Origin of the sequence: Nitrosomonas sp. Nm58 (genome assembly GCF_900107335.1) — a bacterium.
In the GTDB taxonomy this organism is placed as follows: domain Bacteria; phylum Pseudomonadota; class Gammaproteobacteria; order Burkholderiales; family Nitrosomonadaceae; genus Nitrosomonas.
Genome location: NZ_FNPQ01000064.1, coordinates 1 through 9,689, shown reverse-complemented (window position 1 = coordinate 9,689; position 9,689 = coordinate 1). Strand labels below are relative to the sequence as shown.

Below are 9,689 nucleotides of genomic sequence, written 5' to 3'. Positions count from 1 at the left end.
TTCCTCATCATTTATATCCGTTTTGTATGACATCTCTTAGCTTACTATCAAAAAATACTTGATTCTAATGGAAATCGTTTTGCCAGACAGCTTCTAAAGCAGAAACAATAATAGGTGGTAGCGCTGAACGCTTACGTCGCTTTCCGGACCTGCCTATATCAAACACAAAATCAAGCGTATGGATCGCTTAGCCGGCAATTACCATCTCAACAGCGAACGCATGGAGATATACGGCGCCATGACCCGATGGCTATTGCAATCCCTGCCCATGCCCTTGATCCTTATCGGCTGGTCGCCCCTGACAACAGATCAGCATCAGCAACGCTTACGAGCGGCTTTGCCTACGGGAGGGCGTTCCGTTACCTTGTACGAAGAAATTCATCCCGTTAAGAAACTGGGCAACCGTCGGATACAGCAGCGATTTCTTAGGAGTTTGCAAGCATTGCTACCAGCCGATGTAGCGCCTATCATCGTTGCTGATTCTGGATTTCGCACGCCATTCTTTCGCGAAGTTGAAAATCCGGGCTGGCATTGGCTCGGGCGAATCCGCAATCGCGATTTCATTGCCCGGGTCAACCGGCCTAACGATTGGCTGGCGGCAAAGTCACTCTACGCTAAAGCCACTCGAACAACACCCAAGTGCTTAGGCCCGGCCCGTTGGGTACGTAGCCATCCGCTAAACGGTGAGCGGGTGATTTTTATAGGCCCGCTAGAGGTCGTAAACAGCTGACCGCCCAACATCATCCAAGAAAATCCAGTGCCCGTCGTAAACATGCCAGGCGCGAAAAAGAGCCTTGGCTTCTGGTTGTATCGCCCTCGCTAAAAGCGTTTTCTGCAGTGCGGGTCGTGGATTATTATCGAAGCCGTATGCAAATTGAGGAAGGCTTGCGAGACACCAAAAGTACGCATTATGGTTTGGATTTTACCAGCGAAAGTCGGATTGAAGCCGAACGCCGAGCCAACCTGTTATTAATTGCCGCGCTCATCATTTTTGCGCTTTGGCTTACGGGGATACGTTTAAAAGGTACTGATATCGAGCGGCACATTAAGGTCAACAGCGATAGCTTGCCGCTATGTCGTTTTTGAATTATCCGCCTCAATGTTGGAGCAGGCGCAAGCCCTTTTAGTAGATTACTTCGATTCATTGGAGAGAGGGTAATTTCGTGGGGATACATCAGGGTCCAATCCTAAATGTCGGCAGAAAATTGGTTTCTTGGCAGCCATCGCCTGTTCAAGGATGTTTCCGATGGGGATTGCGCACAAATCCACGTTCGGGTCCGGGTGGTTGAAAATCATGCCTGGTCCTGTTCCCATATGGCATGCAACAAATTTCCCAGAGGGGCGCTCTTGATCTGCGAGATGACAAATTGCTGTAACTTGATCACTACCACGCACTACATGCTTATTCGTGACGATGGTTGGGACGCTCCTATCCCCATCAACAGCAAAGTTCACGAAAAAACCCGTGGCCTGTGCTGAATGGAGCACCACCACGTAAAGCAGTCAGCTTTACCGTTGAGTAAAGCATTTGCTCGGCAATTGTTAGTTGCTGCATCATCCCTCCGTTTGTACGAACGCCATACGCGATCATCGCTTGTACTGCTTCTGGCGCAGTCTAGCCTGCGATGTACGGGCCTCGATGGGAAGTGTCGAAAAAAGCCCACAAGCTACTTCGCGTTGTGGGCTTTTATGTGGTATAAAATCACATTACCTAATGTAAGGCATTGATTTTATTGAATATATGGCGGAGAGGGTGGGATTCGAACCCACGTGCCGGGTTACCCCAACCATCTGATTTCGAGTCAGCGCCGTTATGGCCACTTCGGTACCTCTCCACTTAAGTATTCAAATAAATATAAGAATATTCATAGTTTACCAGTTTTACTTAGAAGCTGTCTTGAAAAATCATACACATTTAGCCACAATCAGCCTTGGCATTGCGATACCGGTTGTGGCTAGTGGATAATTCGTGCGTTTGCCCTGGGGCTGGCTTTTTGCCGTTTCTTTTCTATGGATCTCATTGATTTCGTCCAGTGCAGCTTCCCACACCCCTCGTTGATTCCAGCGCCAATAATGGTCGTAAACGGTTTTCCGCGGCGGGTAATCCTTTGGCAGCATGCGCTATTGGGCCTCGCTTTTGCTGATGTAGAGAATCGCATTGACGATAGCACGTTTACTGTGAATCGGCTTTTTCCCTCATTGATCTTTATGCTCAAAATGACGCGAGACTAGCCCCCATTCTTCCTCTGATAAGTCGCTTTGGTACATTGACTTCATAAAATGGTTGAGATCATAGTCGCAACGATATGACAAATAATCGAATTATTTCAAGACTCCTTCTTATAACAAGAAGTGTAAATCCTACTTATTCAACCCATTTTAAACACTTCTGAACACGATCAAACATAGCCTTTACATATAAAATTAGATAGCAACGGTAACTATATTTTTTATTTTCTGAATTGCCTTGGCTTCAATCTGCCTAACTCGCTCGGCTGATACCCCTAGTTCTTCAGCCAATTCATGAAGTGTCGCAGCATCTTTTTCTCTTAACCAGCGAGCCTCAATAATATGGCGGCTACGATCATCAAGATTTAAAAGTGATTCTTTAAGTTTCTCATGACATAAACGAGAAATCTGCTCATTCTCAAATACCTGTGATGGATCAACTCCATCAGTTAAATAACTAATTGGACTACAACTTTCATCATCTTCATCAGATAATGGTTCCAATGAGATATCGCGACCACTAAAACGAGTTTCCATTTCTATTACTTCTTCAGATTTGACTCCCAACTGTTTCGCTATAGCAGCCACCTCTCCTTGGTTCATGGTGTCCAAACCTTGTTTCATGCTTCGCAAGTTAAAAAATAGCTTACGTTGCTGTTTGGTTGTTGCGATCTTGACTAATCTCCAATTTCGCATGATGAACTCATGAATTTCTGCTTTAATCCAATGAATAGCGAATGACACAAGACGCACGCCACGTTCTGGATCAAACCGCTTCACGGCTTTCATTAGTCCGATGTTACCTTCCTGTATTAAATCAGCATGCGGTAACCCATAACCTAAATAACCACGAGCTATCGCAATTACTACTCTTAGATGTGATAACACTAATTGATGAGCAGCCTTTATATCATCTTCATCCCTCAGGCATCTCGCCAAACGAATTTCTTCCTCTTGGGATAATATAGGAAAGCGGTTAACAGTCTGAATATATCCTTCAATACTTCCTCCCACTATCGTTGGCAACACTAAATTAGTTGTCATGCTTTCTCCTTTAATCTCAATTTTAGATTCTTTATCAACTTAATTTTTATTTTAGCACTCATGCAATGAGAGTGCTAAAATTTCCTGAAGTTTCCCAATTTGATAAAACCTTTGAGGTGGAATTCAATTGAAAACGCTCTGGAAATAGAGCAAATACTTCTTGAAGCTTCAGAGAAACATTCTTCCTCATAAAGTTAAGAAGTTAAAATTTAGAAACTGAGCGAGTTATATGAGATGTTTGGCAAGGAAAAAGCTACTCATCTAGAATCAACCCATTTATTCTGGTTCGATTTGAGAGAGATGCTGTGCAACTGATAATCTTGCCCCTAACCATCCCAGCAATGCTGAAAAAATAAACAAGCTAAGACTATCTTGTAAAGAAAGATGATTCAAATGAAAGTCTGTTGCATAGAGTTGTGCAAGCTCAATCAAACTCTCATTGATTGCCTGAATACCCAAGGCAATGAGTAGCCAGGCAGCTGCCGCACCTGCTACTCCTTGTATCGCACCAAAATAGAGGAAAGGGCGGCGGATAAAGCTATCTGTAGCGCCAATTAATTTCGAGACTTCAATTTCATCTCGCTTGGTTAATATCTGTAGGCGAATGGTGTTGAAAACTACTATAACCAATGCCAAGCTCAATAAAACTGCTAACATCAATACGGCAAGCTGGCCCAATCTGAGAAAAGCATCCAATCGCCTGGCCCAATCTGTATCGACTTGAACATGCTCTATCTCAGACCATTCTTTTATAGTAGCGCGTATATTCTCTAGTTCATCAGGTGTAACTTGCTGAAGATTGATAATAAAAGCATCAGGTAATGGATTTCTTATAAGATTATTTACAACTTCAGTTAGGCCACCCTCTTGTTGCAGTTGTTGCAAGGCAATTTCCTTGGAGATAAATTGAAAACTTGCAATATAAGAGAGTTTTTCCAGCCGTGAATTAATATTTTCAATGCCTTCTTGCGTCGTGCTCAGCTTAAGAAACAAACTTAATTGTGGAGTATCGGTAACATCTCCCGAAATAGTCTGCAAGTTGCCTAGCAGGGTATAAATACCAAGAGGTAAACTGAAAGCAATACCAATTACAATAATACTCAGCAGGCTAGATAATGGCGTATTGACGAGCTGCCTGAGTGTCTGGTTTAGCGCTTGCCAATGTTGAGACAACCACATACTCATACAGTCAGTTTTCCTTGATTGAGTAAAAGGGTACGATATCGAGTATCATTTAATAGCGCTGTATCGTGCGTGGCGATTACTACAGTAACGCCTACTTGATGAAAGGATCTGAATACTTCCATAATGCTTTGCGCATAATCAACATCAAGATTTGCAGTTGGCTCATCGGCTATCAAAATTGATGGACGATGAACCACAGCTCTGGCAATGCACAATCGCTGCTTCTCGCCACCCGATAATGTAATCGGATAAGCGTTCTCCTTTTCTAGTAAACCAACCTTATCAAGTGCAGCACGAACTCTTCCAGCCGCTGCCTTTTTCTGAAAGCCACGTATTTGTAGTGGCAGCATAACATTGGCAAAAATAGTACGATCATACAAAATTTTCTGATCTTGAAAAATTAAACCCAGGCTGTGCCGCAAAAAAGGAATCGCATTTTTTTTGAGTGCATTGATGTTCTGGTCGCTTACCATGACATGGCCAGATGTGGGACGCTCAATTGCCGCAATAAGCTTCAGCATGGTACTTTTACCAGCACCTGAGTGGCCGGAAACAAATACGAGTTCACCTGGATGAATCGTAAAAGCAACATTCTTTAAAGCTTCGTATCCATCTGGGTAACGTTTGTAAACACTCTTAAAACTGATCATAAAATACTCAACAAACAAGAATCTAGTCACTCAGTACTTAATCGAATAGTGCTTCGACAAATTCCTGCGCATCAAATGGCCTAAGATCATCAAGTCCTTCTCCCACTCCTACAAAGCGTAAGGCTGGAGGATTTTGTGGATATTGTGCAGCTATGGCAGCTATTACACCACCTTTAGCAGTTCCATCCAGTTTGGTAAGAACTAAACCGGTTACTCCAAGTGCTTCATCAAAAGCCTTGAGTTGATTAATTGCATTTTGGCCTGTATTAGCATCCAGTATTAACAAAACCTCATGTGGTGCATCTGGTAACGCTTTGGTAATAACACGTTTTATCTTTCTAATTTCTTCCATCAGATGCAATTGAGTAGTCAGGCGGCCAGCGGTATCGGCCAGTACTATATCAATATCACGTGCTTTGGCTGCATTGATTGCATCAAAAATGACAGCTGCAGGATCGCTCTTTTTCTGAGATTCGCTTTCCTGCGCTATGACTGTAACGCCATTACGCTCGCCCCATGCCAATAGTTGCTCTCGTGCGGCAGCACGAAATGTATCTCCAGCAGCAAGCAATACTGATTTGCCCTGTGATTGAAAATAATGGGTAAGTTTTCCAATTGTTGTAGTTTTACCAACACCATTCACACCTGTGATCATAATAACAAATGGCTTTTTTGTCGTAACATCAAGCGGTTGTGCTAATGGGGCAAGCAAACTAACCAAAGTTTCCTGCAGTGCTCCTTTTAGCTGTTCCGCGTCGCTCAGCGCATCACGTTTAACTTTCTTACGTAATGTATCTAGCAACCAATGAGTAGCATTCACACCAGTATCTGCGGTAAGCAAGACAGTTTCAAGTTCGTCATAGAGCGCTTCGTCAATTTTACCCCTACCAAACAAACCAGATAACTGCTTACCAAAATTTTGTCGGGTTCGAGTAAGCCCCTGTCTAATTTTGCTTACTAGGCTTTCCGACTTAGAAGTATCTTCCGTAGAATTTTTTTTAGATTTAAAAAGACTAAACATTCTGATAGGCTGTAACTATTCTGAATTCAAAATAAACATTGATTTTATTCCTATTACCCAAATTTGGGTGAGCTAAAAACAAGAACTAAACGCTGGACCCTTATCACATCATTAGAATAATCAATAAATTGCGGGATTAGAAATACTAAATTATCCTATTAACATAGGTTTTCTAATACATCATACTCATATGTTACATCAAAACATTTTTCTGATAGCTAATACTGCCTGCTTTAATTCCACAATTAGTTCAAAAACAACCTGCTTGTATTTATTATAAGCCACTGGTTTAATTAAATATATTTTCTATTTTTGCATTTCTGAAACACCTGCTGTTAAGAACAAATATAATAAAATCCAGCTAATTGAAATAATCATTATCTTCCAAATAAATAATATCAATGCCTCGCCCAATCCATGCGCTGATTGATCTCTCAGCACTTAAGCATAACCTTTGCATCGTACGCAAACATACGCAAAACGCACGAATAATGGCGGTAATAAAGGCAAATGCTTATGGGCATGGATTACTCAGTACTGCACACGCTCTAAGAGCTGCAGATGCTTTTGCTGTTCTCGAACTCGATGCTGCTGTTCGTTTAAGAGAAGCCGGTGTTTATCAGCCTATTTTACTTCTTGAAGGCTTTTTCTCTGCAGCAGATCTGACTGTTATTAAACAGTACCACTTAAGCACGGTAATACACCATCAAGAACAGTTGGCAATGCTGTCCACGGCAAAACAAAAAAATAAAATAAATGTATTTCTTAAAATCAATACTGGGATGAACCGGCTTGGCTTCGCACCCGAGCAAGGATTAGCTGTACTTGAAACGCTAAGAGTTAACTCGCTCATTAGCCAAATTACGTTGATGACGCATTTTGCCTGCGCAGATGACCCCTTCCAAAAGGACGAAGTCAACCAGCAGCTCAACGATTTCTTTACGGTTTTTAGAAAACATTATCTGCCATGCTCACTGGCAAACTCCGCAGCTATTTTACGTTACCCTGAAACACATGCTGACTGGGTGCGTCCTGGTATCATGCTCTATGGCGCGTCCCCACTGATAGATAAAACTGCTGCAGAACTAGGTTTACGCCCTGTCATGACGGTATCAAGCAAGATAATCGCCATACAACATCTTACTACAAGAGATAAAGTTGGATATGGTGGTCAATTTCAGACCGAGCAACCAATGCGCATTGGCGTCGTTGCATGTGGTTATGCAGATGGTTATCCACGTCATGCACCTACTGGCACGCCTGTACTTGTCAATGGTCAGCGCACCCGTATAGTTGGACGTATATCCATGGACATGCTCACTGTTGATCTTACTAAAATTCAAAATGCCAATATTGGAAGCCCAGTAATTTTGTGGGGAAACGAGTTACCAATCGAAGAAGTAGCAAAATCTGCAGGTACAATCAGTTATGAACTGTTTTGCGCTTTATCTTCAAGAGTTAAAACATTAACAGTAACAAACGAGAATCAGTAAAGGCTATTTAACTTCACTGATTCCCAAGCAAAATAAGATCACTCCACTTTAGCTTTACTACGCAAATCTTGAACAGCCGCTGCAAAATTTCGCTGTAATACACGTTGCTGCATATTCATTTTTACTTCTTCAAACGGAGGCGTTACTGTAGGACGTATATCTTCCAAGCGAATTACATGCCAACCAAAAGAGGTTTGTACCGGCTTATCAGTGGTATTACCTTTTTTCAAGTTTTGCAAAGCATCTGCAAAAGGCTTGACATATGCTGCAGCTGCGCTCCAGCCTAATTCACCACCATTGTTTTTACTACCCACATCAATTGATTTCTCTTTTGCCAGTTTCTCGAAAGAAGCACCTTTCTTCTTAAGAGAGGCGATTATATCTTTGGCTTCTGCCTCAGTCTCAACAAGGATATGACGTGCTTTATATTCCTTATCACCCATCTGTGTTTTCACAGTTTCATATTCTCGCCGTAAGACATCGTCACTCACGGCATTATTTTTGATGTAATCAGCCTGATATGCTCTAACTAATATTGCCTGACGAGCAAGTTCGGTTTGAGTTATCACATCCGAATTCCGATCAAGTCCTTTTTTAAGAGCCTCTTGCACAATAACTTCTTCAGCTATGAGATTCTCACGCAGGGTATTTCTCATTTCGGGAGAATCGGGTTGACCTTGAGCAACAGCAGCTTTGACCATAAATTCAAGTCGTGCCTGCGGAATAACCACTCCATTCACTTTCGCTACGGCAGCAGTCGATTGAGCTTGAAGAGAAACGGCGACTAAACCCGACATACCGACCGATATTAACAATAGAAATTTTATTAAGCGCATGCAACTTCCTCTAAGTAAATTAAAGTTGATATACATTTATACAAGATTACACTCTAACTAACATGTGATTGTAAGTGTGATTCTTTGCATATTATAAGCATAGGTAACTAAAATATCTGATAATCATTATTGATGATTTTTTATGATCTCTTATCCTCTATAAATTCAACTTGGTCTAGTTCGGTAAAACTTTTTTGAATGGTTTAACAGTTACCTTTGAAAATACCCCTGAGATAACATAAGGATCTGCTTCTGCCCAAGATTGCGCGGCCTCTAGTGAAGCAAACTCTGCCACAATTAAGCTCCCTGAAAACCCGGCAGGCCCAGGGTCAGGATTATCAATAGCTGGATAGGGTCCTGCAAGAATAAGTCGCCCTTCGTTTTGTAATGCCTTAATGCGCTCTAAATGCGCTGGCCTGGCTATCATACGCTTCTCAAGACTATTTGGAGCATCCTCCCCATTTATCACATAAAACCTCATATTTTATTACCTGTTCTATTGGTTTATCTTATCTATTAATTATTTAGATTAAAATTTAGAAAACTGTTTATGCTTCTTTTATCAAAATATCTCTCTATCCCGCAATTTTTAAATGAATTCACCACAGTTAGCTGAACGAAGATTACTTTATATGTATTAAATTTTTTATACTTAACATTGATTTACCAACGGTTAGTAGTTTAAAAATATTGTTAAATACTTTCTTGATTTTACTGAATGGAATTTAGCTTGAATATAAATAATATTAGATCTAAATTTGATTTTACTGGGAAACCCAGTGAATTATAGAAAATAAATTAAAATGAAATTCAAAGATTACTCCAATATTATGGGCATCGAACGAAATGCGACACAAGATGGTATTAAACGCGCTTATCATAAGTTGGCACGCAAATATCACTCAGATGCTAGTGATGCCCCTGACGTAGAGATTCCCTTCAAAGAAATTAGCGAAGCATATGAAACACTCAAGGATCCCGAAAAACGGGTGGCCTATGATCAATTGGGTAGTTAATTAGAAAAAAGGTCAGGAATTTCAACTCCACCTGGATGAAAGTGTGCCACGAAGGCGCACAGGGGGTGAAATTCCCTCGTGCAGCTATGCTACACAAGAGATGAGGGTAGGTCCCTCGGAGTCGCCGTACAGGCGGAGGCTTCAAACCACCTACTGCTGCTGCGTTTAAGAGGCGTGGTAGTGAGCGAGCTAGGAAAAGGCCGGACTCGATTTGG

Annotated in this window: 11 protein-coding genes, 1 tRNA gene and 1 pseudogene; 4 read left to right on the top strand and 9 right to left on the bottom strand. The window is 41.6% G+C overall.

The features are described from left to right. Nucleotides 1-148: 148 nt before the first annotated feature. Together BLW34_RS13980 and BLW34_RS13975 are read left to right on the top strand one after the other, a co-directional pair. Nucleotides 149-730: pseudogene (locus BLW34_RS13980) on the top strand (IS4 family transposase); the annotation flags it as partial. After that, nucleotides 727-1,086 carry a transposase gene (locus tag BLW34_RS13975; protein WP_143037947.1) on the top strand — a complete coding sequence of 120 codons (360 nt, stop codon included), beginning with the start codon at nt 727-729 and terminating at the stop codon, nt 1,084-1,086. The pseudogene BLW34_RS13980 and the gene BLW34_RS13975, both read left to right, overlap by 4 nt. 45 nt (nt 1,087-1,131) lie before the next feature. On the opposite strand, the gene BLW34_RS13970 is transcribed toward BLW34_RS13975, so the two are convergent. The 7 genes from BLW34_RS13970 to ftsY form a co-directional block, all read right to left on the bottom strand. Beyond that, nucleotides 1,132-1,455, bottom strand: coding sequence for a hypothetical protein (locus tag BLW34_RS13970; RefSeq protein WP_143037946.1), 324 nt, complete (start codon nt 1,453-1,455; stop codon nt 1,132-1,134). A gap of 287 nt (nt 1,456-1,742) precedes the next feature. Then, nucleotides 1,743-1,835 (bottom strand) — tRNA-Ser (locus tag BLW34_RS13965). 70 nt (nt 1,836-1,905) lie between these two features. Beyond that, nucleotides 1,906-2,118, bottom strand: coding sequence for a transposase (locus BLW34_RS13960; protein ID WP_090544160.1), 213 nt, complete (start codon nt 2,116-2,118; stop codon nt 1,906-1,908). 306 nt (nt 2,119-2,424) lie between these two features. Then, complete coding sequence (gene rpoH, locus BLW34_RS13955) at nt 2,425-3,273, bottom strand: RNA polymerase sigma factor RpoH (protein WP_090580845.1); 849 nt, start codon at nt 3,271-3,273, stop codon at nt 2,425-2,427. 276 nt (nt 3,274-3,549) lie between these two features. Further along, entirely contained in the window at nt 3,550-4,458 is a 909-nt protein-coding gene (ftsX, locus tag BLW34_RS13950; protein WP_090544166.1) for a permease-like cell division protein FtsX, read from the bottom strand. Then, nucleotides 4,455-5,108: a cell division ATP-binding protein FtsE gene (ftsE, locus tag BLW34_RS13945; RefSeq protein WP_090580842.1), complete on the bottom strand. Its 654-nt coding sequence runs from the start codon at nt 5,106-5,108 to the stop codon at nt 4,455-4,457. Before ftsE ends, ftsX begins: the two co-directional genes overlap by 4 nt. A gap of 37 nt (nt 5,109-5,145) precedes the next feature. Next, nucleotides 5,146-6,129, bottom strand: coding sequence for a signal recognition particle-docking protein FtsY (gene ftsY, locus BLW34_RS13940; protein ID WP_090580839.1), 984 nt, complete (start codon nt 6,127-6,129; stop codon nt 5,146-5,148). 401 nt (nt 6,130-6,530) lie between these two features. Between ftsY and alr the strand changes: the two genes are divergently transcribed. Next, a complete protein-coding gene (gene alr / locus BLW34_RS13935) occupies nt 6,531-7,622 on the top strand; it encodes an alanine racemase (RefSeq protein ID WP_090580836.1) in 1,092 nt (363 codons plus the stop codon). A gap of 38 nt (nt 7,623-7,660) precedes the next feature. Here the strand turns inward: alr and BLW34_RS13930 are convergent, their stop codons facing one another. Continuing rightward, a complete protein-coding gene (locus BLW34_RS13930; RefSeq protein WP_090580833.1) occupies nt 7,661-8,458 on the bottom strand; it encodes a peptidylprolyl isomerase in 798 nt (265 codons plus the stop codon). 175 nt (nt 8,459-8,633) lie between these two features. After that, nucleotides 8,634-8,939 (bottom strand): YciI family protein, encoded by a 306-nt coding sequence (locus tag BLW34_RS13925; RefSeq protein ID WP_090580830.1) that lies wholly within the window; start codon nt 8,937-8,939, stop codon nt 8,634-8,636. A 322-nt stretch (nt 8,940-9,261) separates the two neighbouring features. Here BLW34_RS13925 and BLW34_RS13920 point away from each other — a divergent pair, with 322 nt between their 5' ends. Beyond that, entirely contained in the window at nt 9,262-9,474 is a 213-nt protein-coding gene (locus tag BLW34_RS13920) for a DnaJ domain-containing protein (protein WP_090580828.1), read from the top strand. Nucleotides 9,475-9,689: the final 215 nt, after the last annotated feature.

What these genes read in the sequence shown, in the direction of transcription:
- BLW34_RS13960 (WP_090544160.1), bottom strand. Translation starts at nt 2,118, where the DNA reads ATGCTGCCAAAGGATTACCCGCCGCGGAAAACCGTTTACGACCATTAT.
- rpoH (WP_090580845.1), bottom strand. Translation starts at nt 3,273, where the DNA reads ATGACAACTAATTTAGTGTTGCCAACGATAGTGGGAGGAAGTATTGAA.
- ftsX (WP_090544166.1), bottom strand. Translation starts at nt 4,458, where the DNA reads ATGAGTATGTGGTTGTCTCAACATTGGCAAGCGCTAAACCAGACACTC.
- ftsE (WP_090580842.1), bottom strand. Translation starts at nt 5,108, where the DNA reads ATGATCAGTTTTAAGAGTGTTTACAAACGTTACCCAGATGGATACGAA.
- ftsY (WP_090580839.1), bottom strand. Translation starts at nt 6,129, where the DNA reads ATGTTTAGTCTTTTTAAATCTAAAAAAAATTCTACGGAAGATACTTCT.
- alr (WP_090580836.1), top strand. Translation starts at nt 6,531, where the DNA reads ATGCCTCGCCCAATCCATGCGCTGATTGATCTCTCAGCACTTAAGCAT.
- BLW34_RS13930 (WP_090580833.1), bottom strand. Translation starts at nt 8,458, where the DNA reads ATGCGCTTAATAAAATTTCTATTGTTAATATCGGTCGGTATGTCGGGT.
- BLW34_RS13925 (WP_090580830.1), bottom strand. Translation starts at nt 8,939, where the DNA reads ATGAGGTTTTATGTGATAAATGGGGAGGATGCTCCAAATAGTCTTGAG.
- BLW34_RS13920 (WP_090580828.1), top strand. Translation starts at nt 9,262, where the DNA reads ATGAAATTCAAAGATTACTCCAATATTATGGGCATCGAACGAAATGCG.